Source organism: Acidocella sp. C78 (genome assembly GCF_907164655.1).
Genome location: NZ_CAJQZK010000018.1, coordinates 35555 through 60455, shown reverse-complemented (window position 1 = coordinate 60455; position 24901 = coordinate 35555). Strand labels below are relative to the sequence as shown.

General features: G+C 68.3%; 19 protein-coding genes, 1 other RNA gene and 2 pseudogenes. 9 read left to right on the top strand and 13 right to left on the bottom strand.

Going from position 1 to position 24901, the window contains the following annotated elements; all coding sequences use genetic code 11:
- Window positions 1–2: 2 nt before the first annotated feature.
- From gyrB to ACIDOCELLA78_RS000000107600, 6 genes are all read right to left on the bottom strand, one after another.
- Window positions 3–2450: a DNA topoisomerase (ATP-hydrolyzing) subunit B gene (gene gyrB / locus ACIDOCELLA78_RS000000107625; RefSeq protein ID WP_201729069.1), complete on the bottom strand. Its 2448-nt coding sequence runs from the start codon at window positions 2448–2450 to the stop codon at window positions 3–5.
- A gap of 91 nt (window positions 2451–2541) precedes the next feature.
- An RNA gene (gene rnpB / locus ACIDOCELLA78_RS000000107620) (RNase P RNA component class A) lies at window positions 2542–2933 on the bottom strand.
- 21 nt (window positions 2934–2954) lie between these two features.
- Window positions 2955–3635: an N-acetylmuramoyl-L-alanine amidase gene (locus tag ACIDOCELLA78_RS000000107615; RefSeq protein ID WP_201729068.1), complete on the bottom strand. Its 681-nt coding sequence runs from the start codon at window positions 3633–3635 to the stop codon at window positions 2955–2957.
- On the bottom strand, window positions 3632–4402 hold the full coding sequence (locus ACIDOCELLA78_RS000000107610) for a TerB family tellurite resistance protein (protein ID WP_201729067.1): 771 nt from the start codon (window positions 4400–4402) through the stop codon (window positions 3632–3634). The genes ACIDOCELLA78_RS000000107615 and ACIDOCELLA78_RS000000107610 overlap by 4 nt, the downstream gene beginning before the upstream one ends.
- 56 nt (window positions 4403–4458) lie before the next feature.
- The gene (gene lexA / locus ACIDOCELLA78_RS000000107605) at window positions 4459–5154 is read right to left on the bottom strand and encodes a transcriptional repressor LexA (RefSeq protein ID WP_201729066.1); all 696 of its coding nucleotides are present in this window, start codon (window positions 5152–5154) and stop codon (window positions 4459–4461) included.
- Window positions 5155–5304: 150 nt separating this feature from the next.
- Complete coding sequence (locus tag ACIDOCELLA78_RS000000107600) at window positions 5305–6387, bottom strand: NADH:flavin oxidoreductase/NADH oxidase (protein WP_201729065.1); 1083 nt, start codon at window positions 6385–6387, stop codon at window positions 5305–5307.
- Between the two features lie 55 nt (window positions 6388–6442).
- On the opposite strand from ACIDOCELLA78_RS000000107600, the gene pdxY reads away from it, so the two are divergent.
- Window positions 6443–7321: a pyridoxal kinase gene (gene pdxY / locus ACIDOCELLA78_RS000000107595; RefSeq protein WP_201729064.1), complete on the top strand. Its 879-nt coding sequence runs from the start codon at window positions 6443–6445 to the stop codon at window positions 7319–7321.
- A 118-nt stretch (window positions 7322–7439) separates the two neighbouring features.
- A complete protein-coding gene (locus ACIDOCELLA78_RS000000107590; protein ID WP_201729063.1) occupies window positions 7440–7877 on the top strand; it encodes a CBS domain-containing protein in 438 nt (145 codons plus the stop codon).
- A 235-nt stretch (window positions 7878–8112) separates the two neighbouring features.
- Here ACIDOCELLA78_RS000000107590 and ACIDOCELLA78_RS000000107585 read toward each other — a convergent pair whose 3' ends face one another.
- Entirely contained in the window at window positions 8113–8268 is a 156-nt protein-coding gene (locus tag ACIDOCELLA78_RS000000107585; RefSeq protein ID WP_249676110.1) for a hypothetical protein, read from the bottom strand.
- Between the two features lie 331 nt (window positions 8269–8599).
- Between ACIDOCELLA78_RS000000107585 and ACIDOCELLA78_RS000000107580 the strand changes: the two genes are divergently transcribed.
- The 6 genes and pseudogenes from ACIDOCELLA78_RS000000107580 (at window position 8600) to ACIDOCELLA78_RS000000107555 (ending at window position 15177) form a co-directional block, all read left to right on the top strand.
- Window positions 8600–9919: an ammonium transporter gene (locus tag ACIDOCELLA78_RS000000107580; RefSeq protein ID WP_201729062.1), complete on the top strand. Its 1320-nt coding sequence runs from the start codon at window positions 8600–8602 to the stop codon at window positions 9917–9919.
- Window positions 9920–10014: 95 nt separating this feature from the next.
- The gene (locus ACIDOCELLA78_RS000000107575) at window positions 10015–10452 is read left to right on the top strand and encodes an RbsD/FucU family protein (RefSeq protein WP_201729061.1); all 438 of its coding nucleotides are present in this window, start codon (window positions 10015–10017) and stop codon (window positions 10450–10452) included.
- Window positions 10453–10509: 57 nt separating this feature from the next.
- On the top strand, window positions 10510–11220 hold the full coding sequence (locus ACIDOCELLA78_RS000000107570) for a GntR family transcriptional regulator (RefSeq protein WP_201729060.1): 711 nt from the start codon (window positions 10510–10512) through the stop codon (window positions 11218–11220).
- A gap of 60 nt (window positions 11221–11280) precedes the next feature.
- Window positions 11281–12686 (top strand): annotated as a pseudogene (tcuA, locus tag ACIDOCELLA78_RS000000107565) (FAD-dependent tricarballylate dehydrogenase TcuA).
- The gene (tcuB, locus tag ACIDOCELLA78_RS000000107560; protein ID WP_201729059.1) at window positions 12673–13797 is read left to right on the top strand and encodes a tricarballylate utilization 4Fe-4S protein TcuB; all 1125 of its coding nucleotides are present in this window, start codon (window positions 12673–12675) and stop codon (window positions 13795–13797) included. Before tcuA ends, tcuB begins: the two are co-directional and overlap by 14 nt.
- A gap of 75 nt (window positions 13798–13872) precedes the next feature.
- Window positions 13873–15177: an MFS transporter gene (locus ACIDOCELLA78_RS000000107555; RefSeq protein ID WP_201729058.1), complete on the top strand. Its 1305-nt coding sequence runs from the start codon at window positions 13873–13875 to the stop codon at window positions 15175–15177.
- Window positions 15178–15253: 76 nt separating this feature from the next.
- Here ACIDOCELLA78_RS000000107555 and ACIDOCELLA78_RS000000107550 read toward each other — a convergent pair whose 3' ends face one another.
- From ACIDOCELLA78_RS000000107550 to dusB, 5 genes and pseudogenes are all read right to left on the bottom strand, one after another.
- On the bottom strand, window positions 15254–16648 hold the full coding sequence (locus tag ACIDOCELLA78_RS000000107550) for a sigma-54 dependent transcriptional regulator (RefSeq protein WP_201729057.1): 1395 nt from the start codon (window positions 16646–16648) through the stop codon (window positions 15254–15256).
- 7 nt (window positions 16649–16655) lie between these two features.
- Window positions 16656–18881: an ATP-binding protein gene (locus ACIDOCELLA78_RS000000107545; RefSeq protein WP_374223258.1), complete on the bottom strand. Its 2226-nt coding sequence runs from the start codon at window positions 18879–18881 to the stop codon at window positions 16656–16658.
- A 4-nt stretch (window positions 18882–18885) separates the two neighbouring features.
- Window positions 18886–20349: a nitrogen regulation protein NR(I) gene (gene ntrC, locus ACIDOCELLA78_RS000000107540; RefSeq protein WP_201729055.1), complete on the bottom strand. Its 1464-nt coding sequence runs from the start codon at window positions 20347–20349 to the stop codon at window positions 18886–18888.
- Complete coding sequence (locus ACIDOCELLA78_RS000000107535; protein ID WP_201729054.1) at window positions 20346–21491, bottom strand: nitrogen regulation protein NR(II); 1146 nt, start codon at window positions 21489–21491, stop codon at window positions 20346–20348. Before ACIDOCELLA78_RS000000107535 ends, ntrC begins: the two co-directional genes overlap by 4 nt.
- Window positions 21488–22535 (bottom strand): annotated as a pseudogene (gene dusB / locus ACIDOCELLA78_RS000000107530) (tRNA dihydrouridine synthase DusB). The gene ACIDOCELLA78_RS000000107535 and the pseudogene dusB overlap by 4 nt, the downstream one beginning before the upstream one ends.
- Window positions 22536–22653: 118 nt before the next feature.
- Between dusB and ispF the strand changes: the two are divergent.
- Window positions 22654–23172, top strand: coding sequence for a 2-C-methyl-D-erythritol 2,4-cyclodiphosphate synthase (gene ispF / locus ACIDOCELLA78_RS000000107525; RefSeq protein WP_283770845.1), 519 nt, complete (start codon window positions 22654–22656; stop codon window positions 23170–23172).
- A gap of 30 nt (window positions 23173–23202) precedes the next feature.
- Here the strand turns inward: ispF and ACIDOCELLA78_RS000000107520 are convergent, their stop codons facing one another.
- Window positions 23203–24672 carry a DHA2 family efflux MFS transporter permease subunit gene (locus ACIDOCELLA78_RS000000107520; RefSeq protein WP_249676148.1) on the bottom strand — a complete coding sequence of 490 codons (1470 nt, stop codon included), beginning with the start codon at window positions 24670–24672 and terminating at the stop codon, window positions 23203–23205.
- Window positions 24673–24901: the final 229 nt, after the last annotated feature.

Sequence of the window (24901 nt, the reverse complement as noted above, 5' to 3'; positions counted from 1 at the left end):
CATCAGACGTCGAGATTGGCCACCTTCAGCGCATTGCCGACGATGAATTCGCGGCGCGGCTCCACCACATCGCCCATCAGGGTGGAGAAGATCTGGTCGCTGTCCTCGGCATCGCCGATACGCACCTGGAGCAGGCGGCGGGTCGTCGGATCGAGCGTGGTCTGCCAGAGCTGGTCCGGGTTCATCTCGCCCAGCCCCTTGAAGCGCTGGATCGACAGGCCCTTGCGCCCGATCGCGAAAAGCTGCTCGATGAGGCTGGACGGCCCCCGCACCGGCAGCGTCTGCGCGCCATGGACGAGGTGCAGGCCGGCAGCGAAATCGCCGGCAAGCCGACTGACGCGTTCCGCGAGCCATCGCGCGTCGGTCGAACGGAGCATCGCGAGGTCGATCGTGTGCCGCTCGGCAACGCTGCGGACCGTGCGGGCCATGGTGACACCCTGCGCGTCCACCGCGACGACCCAGCCGCGCTCGTTCGGCAGCGAGATGGAATCGAGCCGCGCGGCGAGAACCGGCGCAAGATCGGACACGGTTTCCGGCGCCGCGCTGAGCAGCCCGACAATGGCCGCCTGCTCGACATAGGCGACCGGAATGTCGCGCGCGAGATCGACGATGCGCCGCGCCGCCTCGCGCATGAACGGCAGTTCCCGCGAAAGGTCCATCCCCTCGATGGTCACCTCGGACTGTGCCCGCTCGAAGAGGAAGGCCTCCATCGCGTCGTCGTCTTTCAGATATCGCTCCTCGTTGCCGCGCTTGACGCGGTAGAGCGGCGGCTGCGCGATGTAGAGATGGCCGCGCTCGATCAGCTCGCGCATCTGGCGGAAGAAGAAGGTGAGCAGCAATGTGCGGATATGCGAGCCGTCGACATCCGCGTCCGTCATGATGACGATGCGGTGGTAGCGCAGCTTCGAGATGTCGAACCCGCCCTGCTCCGGCTCGGCCGGGCCGATGCCGGTGCCGAGCGCTGTGATCAGCGTGCCGATTTCCGCCGAGCCCAGCATGCGGTCGAACCGCGCCCGCTCGACATTGAGGATCTTGCCCTTGAGCGGCAGGATCGCCTGGGTCTTGCGATCGCGCCCCTGCTTGGCCGAGCCGCCCGCCGAATCACCCTCGACGATGAAGATTTCCGACTTCGCCGGGTCGCGTTCCTGACAGTCGGCCAGCTTGCCCGGCAGGGTCGAGATGTCGAGCACGCCCTTGCGGCGGGTGAGTTCGCGGGCCTTGCGCGCGGCCTCGCGGGCCGAGGCGGCGTCCATCACCTTCTGGGCGATCAGCCTGCCTTCCTTCGGATGGGTCTCGAACCAGTGTTCGAGCGTGTCCGCCACCGCGGCCTGGACCAGCGGCTGCACCTCGGAGGAGACCAGCTTGTCCTTGGTCTGCGAGGAGAATTTCGGATCGGGCACCTTCACCGAAAGCACCGCCGTCAGCCCCTCACGCATGTCTTCGCCGGAGAGCGAGAGGCTGTCCTTCTTGCCGATGCTCTCGGCGTATTTCGAGACGATCCGGGTCAGCGCCGAGCGGAACCCGGCGAGATGGGTGCCGCCATCGCGCTGGACGATGTTGTTGGTGAAGCAGAGCATCGTCTCGTGGTAGGTGTCGTTCCACGCGAGGGCGAACTCGACCTTCATGCCCGCCGAGCTGTCGTCCCTGAAGGTGGCGATCGGCGGCGAAAAGAGCTGCGTTTTCGAGCGGTCGAGCCAAGAGACGAATTCGACGAGGCCGCCCTCGTAGCGGAAATGGGCGTCCTGCGGGGTGCTGTGCCGCTCGTCGCGCAGGGTGATCGTCAGGCCGGAATTCAGGAAGGCGAGTTCGCGCAGCCGGCGTTCGTAGATCGCGAAATCGAATTCGGTGCGGGTGAAGGTGGCAGCAGAGGGCTTGAAGGTGACGGATGTGCCGGTGGCGTGCCCGGACGGGCCGGTCACCGCGAGGGGGGCGACCGTGTCGCCGTTCTCGAAGCGGATGAAATGCTCCTGGCCCTCGCGCCAGATCCGCACCTCCATCCATTCCGACAGCGCGTTGACCACCGCCGCGCCCACCCCGTGCAGGCCGCCCGAAACCTTGTAGGAATTCTGGTTGAACTTGCCGCCGGCATGCAGCCGCGTGAGCACGACCTCCGCTGCGGAGATACCTTCCTCGGCGTGGATGTCGGTCGGAATGCCGCGGCCATTGTCGGTCACGGTCATCGACCCGTCGCCGTTCAGCACGACATCGACGCGGTCGGCGAAGCCGGCCTGCGCCTCGTCCACCGCGTTGTCGATGATCTCGAAGCCCATATGGTGCAGGCCGGAGCCGTCATCGGTGTCGCCGATATACATGCCGGGTCGCTTGCGCACCGCATCCAGCCCGCGCAGCACGCTGATCGAGCCGGCGTCATAGGCGGTGTCGGGGGCAAGGTCGGAACCCGCCGTTTCATCCGAAGCGGGAACGGCGGTCGAGTCGGCGGTGCTGGTCATGCCGGTCAAGCACTCCATTGGTCAGGAAATCACCCTTTTTCTTAGCAGAAGCGGCGCAGATCGCCTAATCGTGGCGGAGGGGCGGGCGAAAAATGCCAGACGGTCTGTAAGCCGGGTTCTGTCCCCATCCTCGCGGACGCTGGACGGCCATTCATCTGGGACGCGCATTGCTGCGCGCCTCACGCGACCAACCCGGGCGACAAGGCGGAATCCCTTCGCGGCCATGATCGCTCACGCCGCCGGCCGCCCCTATTCGGTCTTGCTCCCGGTGGGGTTTACCCTGCCGCTCCCGTCACCGGGACCGCGGTGCGCTCTTACCGCACCTTTTCACCCTTGCCGGCAGGCCGAAGCGTGCTGGCGGTATGTTTTCTGTGGCACTTTCCCTGGGGTCGCCCCCGCCGGCCGTTAGCCGGCACCGTCATTCCATGGAGCCCGGACTTTCCTCCGCGCCGCTTGCGGCACGGCGGCCGTCCAACCGTCTGGCCCGTGCTTCTTGGGCGATCGTCAGGGTTTGGTCAATGGCGGGGCGGACGCCTCGAACAGGGTGCGGATCGCCGCCGCGCGGCCGCGGGTTTGCGCATCGGCGACACCATCGACGCGCGCGGGCCGGAACCGCCGCTGGAACGCCGCCACCACGATGGCGGCCGGCAACGACGTGTCGTAGCCGATCGCGGCGAGTTCGGCGAGGATATCGGCACCATCGGCCGAGGCGTCGGTCCACAGCCCGACCCCGGCGGCGGCAAGGCATGGCCAGGGAAACAGCTCGCCCGGGTCCTGCTTGCGGTCCGGCGCGATGTCGGAATGCCCGACCACGTTGCGGGGCGGCACCGGGTGCCGCGCCACGATGTCCCGGCAGAGCCCGATCACGGCGTCGACCTGCCGCCGCGGGAACGGGACATAGCCCCATTCATGGCCTGGATTGACGATTTCGATGCCGATCGAGCGGTCGTTGAGCGCGCTGGCGCCCCGCCAGAAGCTGATCCCGGCATGCCAGGCGCGCCGGGGTTCCGGCACGAGGGCGTGGACCGCGCCGTCTTCCTCGACGAGGTAATGGGACGATACTTTCGCCGCCGGATCGCACAGCCGCTCCAGCGCCGCGTGCGCACTCCGCATCCCGGTATAGTGCAGAACCAGATGATCGACCGGTACGCCTTGGGGCCGGTCGTCATGGTTCGGCGAGATCACGCGCCGCGCTCGCGCTTGATCGCGTCCCAGGCAGCGTTGATCCGCGCGACCCGCTCCGTCGCGCGGGCGATGAATTCCGCCGGCACGCCGCGGGCGGCCAGCTGGTCGGGGTGGTTCTCGCGCATCAGCGTCTTCCAGTGCGCGCGGATCGCCGGCGTGGAAGCGCTGCGGGCGATGCCGAGAACCTGGTAGGGGTCTTCCGCGGCATCGCCGCCGGAGGGGTTGGATGCCCGGCCGCGCGCCGTCTCGCCTAGTCCGAACAGGGTGCCGATGCGGGCGAGCATGTCTGCCTCGCGCGGGTTGACCGGCCCATCCGCCCGGGCGATGGCGAACAGGGCGCCGAGAACCTGTTCCAGCGCCAGCCGGTTGTCGGCGAAGCTCTCGCCCAACTGCCGCGCATAGGGCTCAAACCCGGCGGCGTCTTCGCGGGCCTGGTCGAACAGGTGTCCGACGGTCGGGATTGCCGCCTCGTCGATCCGGAACTGCCGCTTGAAGGCGTCGATCTCGGCACGCACCACCGGACCGTCGCATTTGGCCAGCTTCGCCGCGAGAACGGTGACGCCGATCGCGAACACCTGCTCGCGCCGGCCGAGCATGGCGGCAAACCGGGCGGAGTCGAGCGGCAGGGCGCGACCGAGCCGGGCGCCGAACGAGCCGAGATCGCCGGTATCGGCCGCATGGCCGAGTGCCGCTCCGGCAACCGCGCCGAGCGGCCCGCCCACGGCGAAACCGGCCACGCCGCCAATGATCTTGCCCCACACGTTCATGCGCCCAGTATCGGCCCGCGCGGGTAAGGGGTCAAAGGGGGGCTAGATGAAACAAGTCAGTAGCGCCGGAACAGGGCGACGAGCCGGCCCTGCACCTTGACCCGCTCCGCGGGAAAGATGCGGATTTCATAGCGCGGATTGGCAGGCTCCAGCGCCGTCGAATTGCCGCGCCGGCGCAGGCGCTTGAGGGTCACTTCCGTGTCGTCGATCATGGCGACGACGATCTCGCCGGTTTCGGCGGTTTCGCCGCGGCGGATGATGGCGAGATCGCCATCGAGAATACCGGCCTCGATCATCGAATCGCCGGTGACCTCGAGCGCATAGTGTTCACCGGGCCCGACGAGGGAGGCGGGGATCTCGATCTCGCTCTGGGTCTCGCGCAGCGCCTCGATCGGCTGTCCCGCCGCGATCCGCCCGTAGAGCGGCAGGGTGATGGCCGCCGCCGGGTCGGCGGCGCGCGCGCCCTGGAGCCGGGCCGCGAAATTGCCCTGGATCACGTTCGGGGCGAAAATCGTCTCCCGCCGCTCCGCCGCCACGTCGGACGGCAGGCGCAGCACCTCAAGCGCCCGCGCCCGGTGCTTGTGGCGCCGCAGGAAGCCGCGCTCCTCGAGCGCGCCGATCAGCCGGTGGATCCCCGATTTCGACTTGAGATCGAGCGCGTCCTTCATCTCCTCGAAACTCGGGGAGCAACCCGTCCGGCGCAGGTGCTGATCGATGAAGACCAGCAGTTCGTGTTGCTTGCGGGTGAGCATCGACAAACTCCGGCGTGCGCTTCCCGAACGCGCCTGAAGGGCCGGGAAAACGGCAACGCAACGAGGGAACAAAGCGCTAACATCGTTTTACCGGCCGCTTCGGCGCCGCGTCAAGCCCTTCCCGCGGGCAGAGCCTGACGCGGCGTTCCGTCAGACGGTCGCGCGCTGATATTGCGGCACGAGTTCCGGCTGCAAGCCGAAATGCCGGGCCACGTTCAGCGGCCAAGCCGGATCGGCCAGCACCGCGCGGGCGACGAAGACGAGGTCGGCCCGCTCGTTGGCGATGATCTCGGCGGCAAGCTCCGGCGCGCGGATCATGCCGACGGCGCCGGTCGCGATCCCGGCCTCGCGCCGGATCCGTTCGGCGAAGGGCACCTGGTAGCCGGGGTGGATCGAGGGGATCTTCTGCTGCGGCGCGATGCCACCGGTCGAGCTGTCGATCAGGTCGACATCGCCGCGCGCGGCGAGCCAGCGGCAGAGCGTCACCGCCTGCTCGGCGTCGAAGCCGCCCTCGATCCAGTCGGTGCAGGACAGGCGCACGAAAAAGGGCAGGTCGTCCGGCCATTCCGCGCGCATCGCGTCAATCGCCTCCATCACGATCCGCGCGCGGTTGGCAAGGTCACCGCCATAGGCATCGGTGCGATGGTTGCTGACCGGCGAGAGGAACTGATGCAGCAGGTAGCCATGTGCCGCGTGAAGCTCGACGACGCGGAACCCGGCGCGGCGGGCGCGCGCCGTGGTCGCGGCGAAATCGCGCAGGATGGCGGCGATCTCGCCGGTGGTCAGCTCGTGCGGGGCGGGGCGATCGGCCGCGAAGGGCAGCGGGCTCGGCGCCACCGGCAGCCAGCCATCCGGCGCATCGGGTGCCACGAACCCATCCCCTTTCCAGGGCTGGGTCTGGCTCGCCTTGCGGCCGGCATGGGCGATCTGGATGGCCGGGACCGCGCCGCCATACTCGATGAGCGCGACCACCCGCTTCAGGAAGGCCTCCTGCTCGTCATTCCAGAGCCCGAGGCAATGGGCGGTGATCCGCGCCTCCGGCGAGACATGGGTGGCCTCGGTGAAGACGATGCCGGCGCCGCCCATCGCCTTCGAGCCCAGGGTCTGGATGTGCCAGTCCTGTCCCACACCGTCGATCGCGCTGTACTGGCACATCGGCGAGACGACGATGCGGTTGCGCGCCTCGACGCTGCGAAAGCTGACCGGCTGCAGAAGCTTGGGGATACGCGCCATGGAAAACCCTTTCGATCGTGAATCTGACCGGTCAGATGGCCCAGGGAAGGCGGGCATGCAACCGCCGGCCCTTGCCAGCAGCCCCGCGCTGCCGCCAACTCGGCGCATGGCGATTCTCTCGATCCAGTCCCAGGTGCTCAACGGCGCTGTCGGCAATTCAGGTGCGGCGTTCATCCTGGCGCGGCTTGGCCACGAGGTCTGGCCGCTGCCGACGGTCTTGCTGTCGCATCATCCGGGCCATGGCGGCGCCGAGGGCGGGCCGGTGAAGCCGGCGCGGCTCGCCGCACTGGTCGCAGGGCTCGCCGCGCGCGGGGCCTTCGCCCGGTGCGAGGCGGTCGTCTCCGGCTATCTCGGCGTCGATGCCGCCGCGCCCATCGTCGAGGACGCGGTGGCGCGCGCGCGGGCGGCCCATCCGGGCGCGCTCTACGTATGCGATCCGGTGATCGGCGATCATGGCCGGGCCTATGTGCCGTCAGCGCTGATCGCGGCGATCCGCGAGCGGCTGGTGCCGCGTGCCGACATCGTGATGCCCAATGCGTTCGAGCTCGGCGTGCTCGCCGGATCGCCGCCTTCCGACCGGCGTTCCGCCTTCGCGGCGATGGAAGCTCTCGGCCCGAACACCGTCATCCTCACCGGTTTCTGCGGCGCGGACACGCCGCCGGACATGCTCGACATCCTGGCACTCGACGGCGACGGCCCGCGGCAGATCGCGGTGCCGCACCTCGCCGGGCGGTTTTCCGGCGCAGGAGACGCCTTCGCCGCGCTGTTCCTCGCGCATTATCTGCCGGAGCGCCATCTCGACAAGGCGCTGGCGGCGGCCTCGGCATCGATGACCGCGCTGCTGCGCGCCACCCTTCGCCACGGCACCGACGAGCTGGCGATCGTCGCCGGGCAGGACGCATGGATCGCCGCGGCGCAAGACGCCAAACAATGAAAATCGGGCCAGCCCGAGCAATTCAGTTGATCTTGGTTAAAGCGTTGTCATAGTCTTGTCGCTCTATGGTCTGACTGCCGCCTCGTCCTGCGGCGCGGGCTTTCTCGGGAGGATCGCAATGACAACGATGGCCGCCATTCTGAAGCGCAAACCCATGGCGCTGATCTCGGTCCAGCCCGAGACACGTATCCGCGACGTCGTCGCGCTTCTCGCCGAGAAGCGGATCGGCGCGGTTGTGGTGCAGTCGGCGGAGAACGACCTGCTCGGCATTCTCTCCGAACGCGACGTGGTGCGCAGCCTCGCCGCCAACGGCGCGGCGACGCTCGACATGCAGACGAGCCAGCTGATGACCCGCGCGCCGACGACGGCGACGCCGGCGACCACCGTGCTCGAAGCCGAAAACCTGATGACCGATGGCCGGTTCCGCCATCTGCCCATCGTCGATGGCGGGAAGCTGATCGGCGTCGTCAGCATCGGCGACGTCGTCAAGTCGCTGATCGAGGTGCAGACCCACGAGGTCCGCAGCCTGCGTGAATATGTGAACGGCGGCGTCTGACCGCGCCGCCGGGGCGCTCAGCGCGGCGGCGCGAGGGGCTGGGCCTGCACGCTTCCGGCCGCATCCGTCGCGGCGGGTGCATTGGTATAGCCGGAGACCGGCGCCGCCGCCGGTTGCAGCGATTGCGGCCGCCCCCCGGCTGATGCCCCTGCTTGCGCACCGGGCGCGGCCGTGGCGCCGCCAGCCCAGGGCGGATTGCCGAGATTGACCTGCTTCGGCGTCGTGTTGGCGGCGGTCAGCGCGCCAATGCCGCCCCCACCGCACCGCCGACCAGAACCCCGATCGGACCGCCGATCAGCCCGAACGTCGCCCCCGTGGCCGCGCCGCCGGCGGCACCACCGCCGAGGCGGTTGCTCGCCTGCGTGCCGCACCCCGTCAGCGATACGGCCATGGAAATTGCGAGGCCGATTGTGGCTGCCAGTCGCCGATAAGCCGGGCGGTCATTCATGAAGCGTGTTCCTTGCGGTGAACGGTATCGCCTGTCGGCCTCTCACACAGCGTGGAATCATGGCAAAACGGAGTCCGGGCGCGACGGTGCGACGTAAATCTTCCACACGGCGCAGCGTTGGCGGATCAACAGCGTCCGTCAAGCGTTTTCATGCGCGAAGGTTGACATGCCGGCATTTGCGCCGACGAGATTGGCACATTTTCTGCTTGTAACCCCCTGTCACACGGATCAGCCGCACCGGGTAACGGACGGCATAAAAAAGGAGCAGGTCGCCATGAAGCGGCGTTTTTGGACCGCGGGAGCCCTCGTGCTCGCGCTGCAAGCTGTTTGTCTGCCTGCAAAAGCGGCACAAGCCGGGTTGAGCGCGGGCGATACTGCCTGGATGTTGGTCAGTTCGGTCCTCGTGCTGCTGATGACAATTCCGGGCCTCGTGCTGTTCTACGGCGGCATGGTCCGCAAGAAGAACGTGCTGTCGATCATGATGCAGAGCGTGATCATCTGCGCCGCGGTCACGGTTCTCTGGCTCGTCGTCGGCTACAGCCTCGCGTTTTCCAACGGCAACGGCTTCATCGGCGGCATCGGGGATGTCCTGCTCAACAACCTGGCGGGCGACTGGAACCAGCCCTTCACCCTGGGCGCCGGGCTGCCCGGCGCGGTGCATATGCGGGTGCCGGAGAGCGTTTTCGTCATGTTCCAGCTCACCTTCGCCGTGATCACGCCGGCGGTGATCACCGGCAGCTTCGCCGAGCGGATGAAATTCTCGGCGCTGCTGATCGTGATGGCCGCATGGTCGCTGCTCGTCTATGCGCCGATCGCGCATTGGGTCTGGAGCCCGGCCGGCTGGCTCTACCGGCTCGGCATCGCGGATTACGCGGGCGGCACGGTGGTGGAGGTGAATTCCGGCATCGCCGGCCTGATCTGCGCCCTTTATCTCGGCCGCCGCCTCGGATTCGGTCAGGACAACATGATGCCGTGGAACCTGTCCTATGCGGTGATGGGCGCCTCCCTGCTCTGGGTCGGCTGGCTCGGCTTCAACTCGGGCGGGGCTGGCGGCGCCAACCCCAATGCCGGCATGGCGGTGCTGGTCACCCAGATGGCGGCGGCGGGCGCGACCCTGTCATGGACCGCCATCGAATGGGCGCATCTCGGCCGGCCGACCGTGCTGGGCGCGATTTCCGGCGCCGTCGCCGGCCTGGTCGCGATCACCCCGGCGGCCGGCTTTCTGCTGCCGGGGCCGGCGCTGCTGCTCGGCATCGCGGCCGGCGTCGTCTGTTTCTGGGCCGTGACGGTGGTGAAGATCCGCCTGCGATATGACGATTCGCTCGATGCCTTCGGCGTGCACGGCGTCGCCGGCATCGTCGGCACGCTCGCGACCGGGCTGCTCGCCTTCGCCCCGCTCTCGGGCGGCGCGGTGCGGCCGGGCCTTCACCAGCTTGCCATCCAGGCGCTCGGAGTTGCCGCCACCATCATCTATTGCGGCATCGTCACCGCGGGGATTCTCTTCGTGACCCAGCGCCTGGTCGGGCTGCGCGTGAGCCGCGACGAGGAGCGGCAGGGGCTCGACGAAGTGCTGCACGGCGAGTCGATCGCATGATGCCGGGCCGGCCCGTCCGCGGGCCGGCTTGACGCCACGGGTCCGCAGGCGAACGATGGCGCGTCCGGCGCCCGCGATACCCGAAGGAAACCATCATGCTCATCGGCCTCGATCCGCTTCTCACCGCCGACCTGCTGCACGCGCTGCGCGCGATGGGGCATGGCGACAGCATCTCGGTGGTCGACGCCAATTTTCCGGCGGCGACCTGCGCGCGGCGCCTCATCGTCCTGCCGGGAACCAGTTCGGGGCAGATGATGCGGGCGGTCCTCGGCGTGCTGCCGATCGATGATTTCGTGGCCGAACCGTTGCGGACCATGCAGGTGGTGGGCGACCCGGCGGCGGTGCCGCCGGCGGTGGCCGAGTTCCGCCAGATCGCGGCGGCGGCGGGGATCGGCGGCGCGCGCATCGGCGGGCGCGACAGACACGCATTCTATGCCGAGTCACGCGACAGCTTCGCCATCGTGCAGACCGGGGATCGCCGAGCCTATGCCAATATCCTCATCACCAAAGGCGTGATCGCGGCCGGGGCATGAAGATGCGACCTCGCCGCCAGGGTTGGAGCGGACGCGGCCCGGATCAAGGCAGGGACGATGACAGTCTCTGAGCCGTCGCAAGCCGCACCGCCGCCGCGGGATCGTTCCCCCAAACGACGCCGCCCGAGTGCCGCGGATGCCTATGAGAGCCTGCTGAAGGCGATCGAGGAGGGCGCATTGCCGCCGGGCGCGCGGCTGCGCGAGGCCGAGCTGGCCCAACGCTTCGGCATCAGCCGCACCCCGGTGCGCGAGGCCCTGAAACGGCTCGAACATCAGGGGCTTGTCGTCCACACCCCGCATCAGGGGGCCACGGTGGCCACGCTCAGCGATGTGCAGATGAGTGAGCTGTACGAAATGCGTGCGGTGCTGGAGGGGGCGGCGGCGCGGATGGCCGCGCAGCATGCAGCGGAGTCCGACATCGCCCTGCTCGCGGCGCTGATCGAGCGCGACGCCGCCCTCATCGGCAGCCCCGCAGACCTCGCGCTCAACAACCGCCTGTTTCATCGCCAGATCCTGACCGCGTCGCGCAACCGGTATCTGCACGACATGCTCGAAAGCCTGCGGCTGTCGCTCGCATTGCTCGGCGGCACGAGCCTTGCCGTCGCGGGGCGCGCCGCGAAATCCGTCGAGGAACACAGGGCGATCCTCGACCGGATCGCCGCACGCGATCCGGACGGCGCCGAGGCTGCTTCCAGGGACCATATCCGGGCGGCGTTTCAGGCCCGCATCCTGCGGGCGGCGATGCGGGATGCCGGTTGCGAACCGTGAATTGCATCCGATTGTATACAATATTGACCTGACCATCGCGCCGCTCTAGGTGTGTCGTCCATGGCGAACGGAGCGGACCTTCCCGATTCGATCGATACGCTGGTGATCGGCGGCGGCAATGCCGCGCTCTGCGCCGCGATCAGCGCGCGGCGCGGCGGCGCGTCGGTTCTCGTTCTGGAGGCGGCGCCCGAATTCTATCGCGGCGGAAACACGCGGCACACGCGCAACATGCGCTGCGCCCATGACAGCGCGACGGCGTTTCTCACCGGCCCCTATACCGAGGAGGAATTCTGGCAGGACCTGCTGCGCGTGACCGGCGGCGAGACCGACGAGGACCTCGCCCGCCACATGATCGCGGAATCGAAGGACATGCTGGACTGGATCGGCCAGCAGGGCGTGCGGTTCCAGCCCTCGCTCGGCGGCACGCTGAGCCTCGGGCGCACCAACTCCTTCTTCCTCGGCGGCGGCCGCGCCATGCTGAAATCGCTCTATCGCACCGCCGAGGCTCTCGGGGTCCGCGTCGCCTACGAGGCGGAGGTGGTCGGCCTCGATATCGAGGATGGCGTGTTCCGCGCCGCCCGGGTCCGCCGGGGCGAGCGCACCGTGAGCATCGGCGCGCGCACGCTGATCGCCGCCGCCGGCGGGTTCGAGGCGAATACCGAGTGGCTCAGGGACTCCTGGGGGCCGGCCGCCGACAATTTCCTCATCCGCGGCACGCCGTATAATCGCGGCACCGTGCTGCGGTTGCTGCTGGATGCCGGGGCGATGCCGGTTGGCGACCCGACGCAGTGCCACGCCGTCGCCATCGACGCCCGGGCGCCGCGGTTCGATGGCGGCATCATCACCCGGCTGGATTGCGTGGTGTTCGGCGTGGTGGTCAACGCGAATGCCGAACGCTTCTACGACGAGGGCGAGGATGTCTGGCCGAAGCGCTACGCGATCTGGGGCCGCCTGATCGCCGCCCAGCCCGGGCAGATCGCCTATATCGTGTTCGACGCCAAATCCCTCGGCCTGTTCATGCCATCGCTGTTTCCGCCGGTGCAGGCAAATGACCTCGGCTCGCTGGCAGCAAAGCTCGGGCTCGACCCGAGCCGCTTCCAGGCCACGCTCGCCGGTTTCAACGCCGCCATCCGCGACGGGACGTTCGATCATAAGGTGCTCGACGATTGCCGCACCGAAGGTCTCGATCCGCCGAAATCCCACTGGGCGCGGCGGATCGACACTCCGCCCTTCTATGCCTATCCGGTCCGCCCGGCATCACCTTCACCTATCTCGGCGTGCGGGTGGACCGGAACGCCCGGATCAGGATGCAGGACGGGCGGCCTTCGCCCAACATGTTCGCCGCCGGCGAGATCATGGCCGGCAACGTGCTCGGGCGCGGCTATGCCGCGGGTATCGGCATGACGATCGGCAGCGTGTTCGGCAGGATTGCGGGACGGGAGGCCGCGCGCCATGGGCGAAACTGAAATGAAGGCGGGCGCCGCGCTCGAAGAGGCCGGGCGGGTCATGACGATCTGCAATTCCTGCCGCTATTGCGAGGGGCTGTGCGCCGTCTTTCCGGCGATGGAGCGGCACACCACCTTCGATGCCGGCACCCTCGCCCATCTTGCCAGCCTTTGCCATGGCTGCGGCGCCTGCCTCGACGATTGCCAGTTCGCGCCGCCGCACGAATTCGCGGTCAACGTGCCGCGCACCATGGCGGCCGCGCGGCGCGAATCCTACGCGGCACATGCCTGGCCGCGCGGGACCGGCATCGCCTTCCTCCATGGCGGCCGCATCACCGCCGCGGTCATGCTGGCCAGCATTGCGGCGTTCCTGCTGGTTCTCGCCCCCGCAATGTCGGGGACGAGGGGCGTGCTGGCCGCACCGGGCGCGTTCTATCGCCTCATGTCGCACCAGATGATGGTCGCGGTGTTCGGACTGGCGTTCGTCTATGCCGTGTTCGCGATCGCCGCGGGGGTCAGGCGGTTCTGGCGCGCGGGCGGCGCGGCGCGAGCGATCGGCCGCACCACCATCGCCGTGGCGCTGAATGACGCGGCACGGCTGCGCTATCTCGATGGCGGCGGCGCCGGCTGCCCGGACACGCAGGACGCACCGCGGGACCATCGCAAGATATATCACCACCTGGTGTTCTACGGCTTCGGCCTCTGCTTCGCCGCGACAACGGTCGCGACCCTCTTTCACTACGTGCTGGGGCGCGAGGCGCCCTATCCGTTCCTGTCATTGCCGGTGCTGCTGGGCACCGCCGGCGGGGTGGGGCTCGTGATCGGCGCGCCGGGGTTGCTGTTCGAGAAACTCCGCCGCAAGCGCGACTTCGCCGATGCGGCGGGCCGCCCGCTCGACCTCGCCTTCGTCCTGTCGCTGTTCCTGGTCGGGCTGACCGGCCTTGCCTTGCTGGCCCTGCGCGCGACACCCTGGGCGGCGGTTCTGCTCTGCCTGCATCTCGGCGTCGTGCTCGGATTCTTCCTGACCATGCCCTATGGCAAGTTCGTCCACGGCATCTGGCGTTTCGCCGCCCTGCTGCGGCATGCCGCCGAGGGGCAGACCGGCGCCGCCGAGTCCGACGCCGCGACTTGACAAGACCCGGAGAGACGCGAACCTCTGTCACCACCACGGATACCGACGCCAACAACGAATAACAGGGAGGAACACATGACAAACGCGGCCGACGCGCCGAGCGAAAAGCAGATCTACAAAGTCGCACTGGCCCGCATCATCGGGTCGGTGATCGAACAATACGACTTTCTCGTCACCGGCATCATCGCCGCCACGGTGTGGGGCGGGGTGTTCTTCAAGCTGCCCGGGCTTGCCGCGATCGCCGCCGCCATCGGCGTCTATGGCATCGGCATCGTCATCCGCCCTCTGGGAGCCTTCATCTTCGGCAACATCGCCGATCGGCGCGGCCGCAAGGACGCGATGGTCTATGCGCTGGTGCTGATGGGTGTCAGCACCCTGCTGATCGGTCTGACGCCCGGTTATGATTCGATCGGTGCTGCCGCGCCGATGCTGCTGATCGTCTTCCGGCTCGCCCAGGGGATCAGCTTCGGCGCCGAATTCGGCACGGCGTCGACCTGGGTCGTCGAGCAGGCGGCGCGCTCGCGGCACCGCGCCTTCTGGGGCGCCTGGGTCGGCTTCGCGATCCCGATCGGCCTGCTGCTCGGTTTCGGCTCGGTGATCGTGGTGAAGTCGATGATGCCGCATGCCGAGTTCATCGCCTGGGGCTGGCGCATCTTCTTCTTCATCGGCTTCCTCGTCGCCATCGTCGGCATCGTCATCCGCGTCCGCACCGAGGACAGTTTCGTGTTCGAGCGGCATCGCGCGCGGCAAGCGGTGCTCGAACTGCCGGCAAGCCAGGTCTGGCGCGAAATGCCAGGCCGGATCCTGCGCACCTCGATGGTGAACGCGATGTTCAGCGGCGCGTTCTTCCTCTGCTTCATCTTCGGCACCAGCTACATGAAGGCGGTCGGCTTCACCGCGACCCAGGCCGAAACCATCGGGCTGATCGCCGCAGCGTCGATGTTCGTCTTCATGTATATCGGCGCCCGCCTCGCCGACCGGCTGAACCGCCGCACCGTGCTGCTGATTTCGGCGGGAGTGTTCCTGGTGTTTGCGATCCCGTATTTCGACCTGATCAACACCCATGATTTCGTACTGGCGATGATCGCCGAGATCATCGGGTTCGGCTTCGTGTTCGGCTTCGGCTATGGCGCCATTCCGGCGTTCTACACCGAAAACTTCCCGACGCGGTACCGCGCCTCGGGAGCGAGCCTGGGCTATCAGATCTCCCAGGTCTATGGCGGCGGGCTGATCCCCATCCTCGCCGGCCTCATGCTGCACAGCGCGGGCATGGCGCATGCCTATGTCTATATCGGCCTGATGGTGATGGCCTATGCGCTGCTGGCGATCTACGCGATCCTGACGACGCCGGACACCACGGGCACCGATCTGGAGGCCTGACCCGCGCCGCCGCCCGGCACAGGCGGCAAAACCCGGCCGGAACCATCATCCGGCCGGGTCCGGGATACCGCCCGGATCAGAGCGCGCCGCGATCCTCGGCGCCGATACCCAGCTGCTTGAGCTTGCGGTGGAGGGCGCTGCGCTCCATGCCGACGAAATTCGCCGTGCGGCTGATATTGCCGCCGAAGCGCAGCAGTTGCGCCTGGAGATACTGCGTCTCGAACACGTCCCGCGCCTCGCGCAGCGGCAGGGCCATAATGTCGGCCAGCGGGTCGATCGCCAAGGCGCGGGGCGCGTGGGCGCCGATCTCGGCGGGCAGGTGCTCGGCGCGGAAGGGTTCGCCGGGCTCGCCCGGATGCATGATCATCAACCAGTCCATCACGTTGCGGAGCTGCCGGACATTGCCCGGCCAGTCATGAACCTGCAGCGCCGCCAGCGCCTCGGATGACAGCGGGCGCAGCGGCAGGCCCGAAGTGTCGGCAGCGCGCTTGAGAAAATGCTGGGCCAGGGCCGGAATATCCTCCCGCCGCTCCCGCAGCGAGGGGACCCGCAGCGGCACCACCGCGAGGCGATAATACAGATCCTGGCGGAACCGCCCGGCGCCGATCGCCGCCTGCAGGTCGCGGGCGGTGCTGGCGATGATGCGGACATCGACCTTGACCCGCGTCGAGCCGCCGATGCGCTCGAAGGCCTGGTCCTGCAACACGCGGACGATCTTGCCCTGGGTTTCCACCGGCATGTCGGCGATCTCGTCGAGCAGCAGCGTGCCGCCATGGGCGCGCTCCAGCACCCCGGCGCGGCGCGGCTGCGCCTGCGGATCGGCTCCCGCCTCGGTGCCGAACAGCTCCATCTCGAACCGCTCGGGCGCCAGGATCGCGCAGTTCAGCACCATGAAGGGCTGGTCCGCCCGCTTCGAGCTGGCATGGATCATCCGCGCGACCACTTCCTTGCCCGCGCCGGCGGCACCGGAGAGCAGCACGCGCGAGCCGGTCGGCGCGACCTTCTCGATGGCGTGGCGCAACCCGTTGATCGCCGGGCTGTCGCCGGTCAGGCTGGAATCAGCACCGGCGCGCAGCCGCAACTCGGCATTTTCCGCGGCGAGGCGCGCGGCTTCGAGCGCCCGCTGGATGACGAGGATCAGCCGGTCCGACTTGAACGGCTTCTCGATGAAGTCGTAGGCGCCGAGCTGGATGGCATTGACCGCCATCTCGATCGTGCCGTGGCCGGAAATGATCACCACCGGCACGCCCTCGTCCTCGGCCTTCATCACCTTCAGGAGATCGAGCCCATCGAGCGGCGAGTTCTGCAGCCAGACATCGAGCACGACGAGCGATGGCCGGCGCTCGCGGAACGCGGCCAGCGCCTCGTCCGAATTGCCGGCATTGCGCGTGGCGTAGCCTTCGTCCTGCAGGATCGCATCGACCAGCAGGCGGATATCGGGCTCGTCATCGATGATCAGTATCTCGGACATGAAACTCCTAACGCGCCTTCAGCACCAGCGTCACCACGGCTCCCGCCCCATCCTCGCGGTCGGCGAGTTCAAGCCTGCCGTGATGATCTTCCATGATCTTGCGAACGATGGCGAGGCCCAGACCGGTTCCTTTCGGTTTCTGCGTTATATAGGGCTCGGTAAGCCGGGCGCGATCCTGCGCGGGCAGGCCAATTCCGTCATCGCTGACCGAAACCCGGAACTCCTCGCCCTGCCGCTCGATCCGGAGCCGGACATGGCCGGCCGGAGCCTCGCGCCCGGCATTGTCCGGGCGCATGCCGATGGCATCGGCCGCATTCTGCAACAGGTTGGTCAGCGCCTGGCCGATCAGGCGCGCATCGCACGCCGCACGCGGCGCGGGCTCGGGGCTTTCCACCACCCACTCGATGCCGGGATGCGCGCCGCGCTGGAGAATCACCGCCTCGCGCGCGATCCGCGCCAGATCCTCGGGCTTGATGCTGGGCTGGGGCATCCGCGCGAAGGCGGAGAATTCATCCACCATCCGCCCGATATCGCCGACATGGCGCACGATCGTGTCGGCGCACTGGGTAAAGCTGTCCTTGTCCGAGGTGATCTCGCGGGCGAAGCGACGCTTCAGCCGCTCGGCGGAGAGCTGGATGGGGGTCAGCGGGTTCTTGATCTCGTGCGCGATCCGTCGCGCCACATCGGCCCAGGCGGCCTTGCGCTGCGCCGATTGCAGCTCGGTGATGTCATCGAAGGTGACGACGAAGCCGGTCGGCCGTTCACCCTTGAGATCGGCGCCGATCCGCACCAGAAACACCCTTCGGTCGCCACCCCTGGCGTAGTCGACCTCGCCGGTGGCCGGCCGCGCCGGAATCTCCCTGACCTGGTCGAGGAGCGGCAGGAAGGCCGGCACGAGATCGCCGAGCGCGCCGCCCAGATGATCGAGCAGGTCGATCCCGAGCAGGTCGGAGGCCGTGCGGTTTGGCAACTCGATCCGGCCGCGCGGATCAAGCCCGATCACCCCGGCGGAAACCCCCGCCAGAACGGTTTCGGTGAAGCGGCGCCGCTCGTCGATCTGGCCATAGGCGCTCATCAGCTCGGCGCGCTGTTCGGCGATCTGCCCGGTCATGCGGTTGAAGGCGCGGGACAGGCCGGCGACGTCGTCGCGCGTGTCGCCTTCGGGAACCCGCACATGATAGTCGCCGGTGCGCACCCGCTCGGCCGCCTCGATCAGGTAGGAAATCGGCCGGGCGATCTGGTTGGCGAAGAGCAGCCCGATCAGCGCGGCGCCCGAGAGCACCAGCAGGGCCACCGTCGCGAAGATCAGCGCGAAGAACAGCTCGAACTGGGCGCGATGATGTTCGAGCCGGTTATATTCGGCGACGGCCTGCCGCGTGCGGTCGACATGGGCGAGGATCGAGGGATCGATCGGCCGCTCGACCATCAGCATCAGCGTCGGCGTCGCCTCCAGCTCGACGACGGCGCGCTCCAGCAGCGAGTTCGGCGCACTCCAGACCGCGACCTGATGCTTCTCCGCCTCGGCGATGATGTTGCCGGGCGGCAGGGTCACGCCTTCTGACGAAAACAGCCCGGCGGAGGCCACCACCTTGTTCGTCAGCGGCTCGAAGATCGCCGATTGCGTGAGCCCGTGCAGCGCGGTCTGCGCCACCAGAACGTTCAGGAACCCCTGGTCGAAGAAGTTCTGCGGGTTGCCGTAGAAGATTGGCCCGTTCTGGTTGAGCTGGTTGGCGATCGCCAGCGCGTCGAGCCGGATGCTGTTCTTCTTCGCGTCGAGATACCCTTCGGCGACCTGCTGGCTTTCGGCGAGAGCGGTGCGCACCCGCTGGTTGAACCAGGCCTGGATGCCGAGATTGAAGAAGACCGCGGCGAAGATGGCAACAAGGATGGCCGGCACCGCCGCCACGCCGCCGAACAGCAGCACGAGGCGCACGTGCAGCCGCGCCCCCGCCGCACCCCGCCGGCTTTCCATCACCACGCGGGTGACGCTGGCCGCCAGCACCGTGATCAGCAGCAGCAGGATCGCGATATCGCCGATCGCAAGCCCCACGGCGGCGCCCGAATGCAGTTCGAGCTTGATGCCGCCGGCGAGATAGGCGAACGAACCGATCCCGAGCAGCAGCGCGAGCGTCGCCAGGATAAGCGTCGATACCCGGCCGAGCAGGAAATCGAGCGGCCCTCTGCGGCGCGGCTTCGCCTGCACCCCGGGCCGCGCGGTTTGCGGGTCCATCATCCTCTCAGCCAACCCGGCGAGACACGCCGATATCGTGCTCGCGGATCTTCTTGCGCAGCGTGTTGCGGTTGAGACCCAGCATCGCGGCGGCGCGGATCTGGTTGCCGCGGGTCTCCCCGAGCACGAGGCGGATCAGCGGCGCCTCGAAGGCGGCAAGCACCCGGTCATACAGAACGCCGTCCTCGCCGGCCTCGCGCGCCTCGGCGATCAGCCGTGCGACATGCCGTTCGATGACGTGCTCGACGCCCTGTTGCGAGGCCGCGCCCGGCTCGTCGCCCATAGTCTGGGCCGGTTCGTCCATCGCTCGGTCGGCGAGCTCGGCCTCGATGATCTCCTCGGTGATCGTCGCCTGCGGCACCAGCGCGGAGAGCCGACGCATCAGGTTTTCAAGCTCGCGCACATTTCCCGGCCAGCGATATTGCGCGAGCCGTACCATCGACTCCGGCGCCATGGTCTTGGCCGGCAGCCCCTCCGCGTGCGCGCGGTTGAGGAAATGCTGGGCCAGCAGCGGAATGTCATCCGGCCGCTCGCGCAACGGCGGCAGACGGATCGGCACCACATTGAGCCGGTAGAACAGATCCTCGCGGAACTGGCCCGAGCGGATCAGCACCCTGAGATCGCGATGGGTGGCGGCGACGATGCGCGCATTCGCGCGGATCGGCTGCCGCCCGCCCACGGTAGTGAACTCGCCCTCCTGCAACACGCGCAGCAGCCGCGTCTGCGCCTCGGGCGGCATGTCGCCGATCTCGTCGAGGAACAGCGTGCCGCCGGCGGCCTGCTCGAACCGGCCGACATGCCGGTTGGTCGCCCCGGTGAAGGCGCCGCGCTCATGGCCGAACAGCTCGCTCTCGATCAGTTCGCGCGGGATCGCCGCCATGTTGATCGCAACAAACGGCCCCTGCCGGCGGCGGCCATAATCGTGCAGGGCGCGGGCGACCAGCTCCTTGCCCGACCCGGATTCGCCGGTGATCATCACCGTCAGGTCGGTCGTGGTCAGCCGGGCGATGACGCGATAGATCTCCTGCATCGCGGCGGAACGGCCGATCAGCGGGAGATTGTCCTCCGGGCTGCCGCGCGGCTCGGCCGGGACGGGCAGCGCCGGCTGTTTCAGCGCCCGATCGACAATGGCGAGCAGTTCGCCGAGATCGAACGGCTTCGGCAGGTATTCGAACGCCCCCCGCTGGGTCGATTGCACGGCGGTGAGAATGGTGGTCTGCGCGCTCATCACCAGAACGGGCAGTTCGGGGCGGATGCGCTTGATCCGCGGCACCAGATCGAGCCCGTTTTCGTCCGGCATCACCACGTCGGTGATCACGAGGTCGCCCTCGCCATCCTCGACCCAGCGCCAGAGCGTGGCCGCCGAGGAAGTGGTGCGCACCTGATAGCCCGACCGGCCCAGCGCCTGGGTCAGCACGGTGCGGATCGAGCGGTCGTCATCGGCGATCAGGATGGTCGGCAGCGTGGTCATGGCAGACTCTCGGCGCGGTCCTCGAACTGAGGAAGATGGATCCGGAATTCGGTGCGGCCGGGCCGGCTGTCGACATTGATAAGCCCGCCGTGATCGGCGACGATCTTGGCGACGAGCGCGAGCCCGAGTCCCGAGCCCGCGGCCTTGGTGCTGACGAAGGGCTCGAACAGATGGCGCCGGATATCCTCGGGAATTCCCGCGCCATTGTCGCGCACCGCGATGAAGATCGGCAGGTTGCGCTGGCCGCGCGCGGGGGAGGCGGCCAGCCGCACCCCGTGCTGGAAGCCGGTCATCAGCGTGATCTCGCCGTCCGGCCGCTGGGTTTCGGCGATCGCCTCGGCGGCGTTCTTCACGAGGTTGAGCAGCACCTGGACGAGTTGGTCGCGATTGCCCAGCACCGGCGGCAGCGAGGGGTCGTAGGTCTCGACGAAATGGACGCGCGCGCCGAAGCCCGATTGCGCGAGCCGGCGCACATGTTCGAGAACCCGGTGGATGTTGATGGCCGTGACGTCGAGCGGCTTGTCGCCGAACACCTCGATCCGCTCGACCAGATCGCGGATGCGGTCCACCTCGTCGCGGATCAGCACCGCGAGTTCCCGGTCCGCCGGCGTGGCGTTCGCCTCCAGCAGCTGCGCCGCGCCGCGTATGCCCGAAAGCGGGTTCTTGACCTCGTGCGCGAGCACCGCCGCCATGCCGGTGATGCTGCGTGCGGCGTTCCGCGCCGAGAGCTGCTGGTCGAGCGCGCGGGCGGCGGAGCTGTCCTGCAGGGTGACGGCGAGATGGCCCGGCGCATCGACGATCGCCGCCGCCTGCATCGACACGCCGCGGCGGGCGAAGCGCGGGCCTTCGAGGACCAGGTCATGCTCGGCAATCGGCGCCTCGTCGCGCCGGGCGCGATCGAGCAGGATGAAGATCGGGTGATCGGCCGGCACGAATTCGTGCAGCCGCCGGCCGGCGAGCACCGCCTGCGAGGCGCCGAACATCTCCTCGGCCGCGTAATTGGCGAACAGGAAGCGGTCGTCCGCGTCAAGCTCGATCACCGCGAGAGGCAGTGCTGCGAGGAGCTGCCCCGCACCGGTCGGCAGGTCCGGCGTGCTGGTCGCGGGTCCCCGGCGCGCGAAGGCGCCGCGCGGGGCGGTCATGCGGCCGCCTGGACCGGCGCCGCCGCCTCGCCCATCGCCCGGGCATGGATGTCGTGGATCATCGCCTCGACCACGGCGGGATCGTCCTGCCGGTTGACGACGCCACGGAATTCCGCGGCCCCCGGCAGACCGCGCACATACCAGCCGATATGCTTGCGAGCCATCCGCAGGCCGGGAAGCTCGCCATAATGCGCCCGCATCGCCCGGTAATGCCGGATCAGCACATCGCGCCGCGTTGCGAGATCAGGCGCCGGAACCCTCTGCCCGGCGGTGAGATAGCGCGCGACCTGGGCGAGAAACCACGGCCGCCCATAGGCGCCGCGGCCGATCATGACGCCATCGGCCCCGAGCGGCGCAGCGCGTCCTCCGCCTCGTCCTCGGTCGTGATGTCGCCATTGGCGATGACGGGGATCGACACCGCGCCCTTCACCGAGGCGATGAAATCCCAGTCCGCCGTGCCCTCGTAGAATTGCTGGCGGGTGCGGCCATGCACCGTGACCATGGCGATGCCGCTTTCCTGGGCGATCCGCGCGAGGGCGGGGGCGTTGAGGCTCTGCCGGTCCCAGCCCATGCGCATCTTCAGCGTCACCGGCACGTCGACCGCCTTTACGGTGGCTTCGAGAATGCGGGCGGCGCGCAGCTCGTCGCGCATCAGCGCCGAGCCGGCCATCTGGCCGACCGCCACCTTCTTCACCGGGCAGCCGAAATTGATGTCGACCAGATCGGCGCCGCCGGCGACGGCGATGCGCGCGGCCTCCGCCATCGCATCGGGGTCGCAACCGGCCAATTGCACCGAATTCGGCCCCGTGCCCTCATCGACCGACGCCATGCGGAGTGTCGCCGCGTTCTCGTGGATCATCGCCCAGGAGGCGATCATTTCCGACACCACGAGCCCCGCCCCATCGACTTGACCAGCCGGCGGAACGGCAGGTCGGTCACGCCGGACATCGGCGCCAGGATCACCGGCGTCTCGATCGTCACATCGCGCGCGGCGCCGCCCGGCGCCTTGAGCCGGATCGGCCGCAATTTCGGAAAGCTGCTCATCTCGTTGCCCATGAATTAAGCACTACAGGGCCGGGCATTGACGCGCAATCGTCCAGTTGCCAAAGCCGCCCTGTTCCGGCGCGAACCCCGCCCGCCAGCCATCTGGAGATTCCGGCCCATGGACATCAAGACCCTTCTCGCCAGCGGCGCGCTGCCCCGTGTCGGCACCGGCTATGACGTGCATGTGCTGGCCGAGGGCAGGAAACTGATGCTTTGCGGCATCGAGGTGCCGCATGAAAAGGGGCTGGCCGGCCATTCCGATGCCGATGTGGCGCTGCACGCGCTGTGCGACGCGATTTACGGCGCCATGGCCGAGGGCGACATCGGCCGGCATTTTCCTCCCTCCGAAGCCACCTGGAAGGACGCCGATTCGGCGCGGTTTCTCCGCCACGCGGCGGGGCTGGTCGCGGAAAAAGGCGGCGCGATCGCCAATGTCGACATCACCATCATCTGTGAGCGGCCGAAAATCACTCCCCACGCGCTGGCGATGCGCACCCGCGTGGCGGCGCTGGCCGGCATTCCGCTCGATCGGGTGTCGGTGAAGGCGACGACCTCCGAGCGCCTCGGGTTCACCGGCCGCGGCGAGGGGATCGCGGCGCAGGCCGCGGTGATGCTGCTGATGCCGCTCGCGGCGTAATCCCGGCAGCGACGGACCGCGAGCGCCCGTTCATCCCCCCTGGCGGTGGGGCTTCTTCAGCAGGACGAGCGAGACCGCCGCGGCACCAAGGCAGATCCAGGCGGAAAGGCGCAGCGCGTCATCGAGGCTCCAGGTGCTGGCGTCGAGCTGCAACCGCCCGGCGATCAGCGCCATGGCCTGCGCATGGGACACGCCCCGCTGCGCCGCCTCGGCGAGGGTCTGCCGCACGAGGGCGTCGCTCATGGCGCCGCGCGTCAGCGCCGCAACGGCTTCGGCGTGCCGTTGCCACAGCGTCTGCAGCATGGTGACGCCGACAATGTCGCTGGCGAGGCGGATGAAGTTGCTGGTCGTCGAGGCCGCCGCCAGGTCCTCGACCGGAATTTCCGACAGGATGATCATGGTGAGCGGCACGAACAGCATCCCCACCGCGATCCCCTGCAACAGCTCGCTCGGCACCGTTGCCGCGAGGCCGATCTCGGGGTTGTAGACGGCGATGGCGAAGGCGATGGCGAAGAGCAGGAAACAGAGGGCGGCGAGGGCCCGCAGGCTCACATGCCGGGCAATGCGCCCCATGGCGGACGCCACCGGAATCGCCGTCAGCGCCAGCGGTATCAGCAACACCCCGCCCCACCAGCCGTTATAGCCGAGGTCGATCTCGGTCCAGAGCGGCAGAATCGAACTCCAGCCGACGAAGATCGACCAGCCGAGGCAGAGCAGCAGCAGGCCGAAGCCGAAATTCCGGTTGGTCACGAAGCGAAGTTCGAGCAGCGGGGCCTCGCTCGTCAGCTCCCAGATCACGAAGCAGCCGAGCAGCAGGAGGGCGGCGATCGTGTAGCGCTGGATGAAAGGCGAGCCGAACCAGCCGAACTGCTCGCCCTGGTTCAGCACGATCTGTAGCGCGATCAGCCCGAGCCAGAGCAGGGCGAGGCCGACAAGATCGAAAGGCGGCGGCGCCGCCGCCGGACGGTCTTCCGGCAGGGAGACGCGGATCAGCACGAAGGCGAGCAGGGCGAACGGGATGACCAGCCAGAACAGGTCGATCCAGTTGTAATTCACCGCGAGCCAGCCGCCGAAGGCCGGGCCGAAGAAGAACGGCACCAGCATCGAATTGCTCCACAGCGCCGTCGCCAGCGTGTGATGGCGCTTGGGGAAATGGCGCAGCAGCAGCGTCTGCACCAGCGGCACCAGCAGGCCCGAGGAAATGCCCTGCACCCCGCGCGCGACCAGCATCGTCATCAGCGAATGAGACAGAATGCCCATGCCGGCGCCGATCGCCAGCATGATCATGCTGGCGAGGAACAGCCGCTTGAAGCCGAGCTTGCGGGCGAACCAGGGCATCAGCGCGATGCCGAGCGCCCAGTGGATGAGGAAATAGGTCAGGGTCCAGAGCGCGTGATCGCTGCTCGTCGCCAGCCGGCCGGCGACATAGGGATAGATGCTTTGCAGCGAACCGCCGCAGAACGACCCCGCGGCAAGGCCGAGGCAGGCGCCGATGGTCATCGGCACCAGCGCGACCCGGCCGTTAGCGCCGGCGGGGGCTGGGAGATCAAGTTCGCGTGTGGATGATGAGGCAGACATTCTGCCCGAAAATAGAAAAACCCGCCGCCCTGTCCAGATGGCGACGCGGGGTTCAGCCTTGCGAAAACGCGATCATGCGCCGGGCCGGCGCAGATTTCGTTAACCGTTTCGTGTCATCGTCGCGGTATTCCGTCTGGGCTGCCATTTGTTG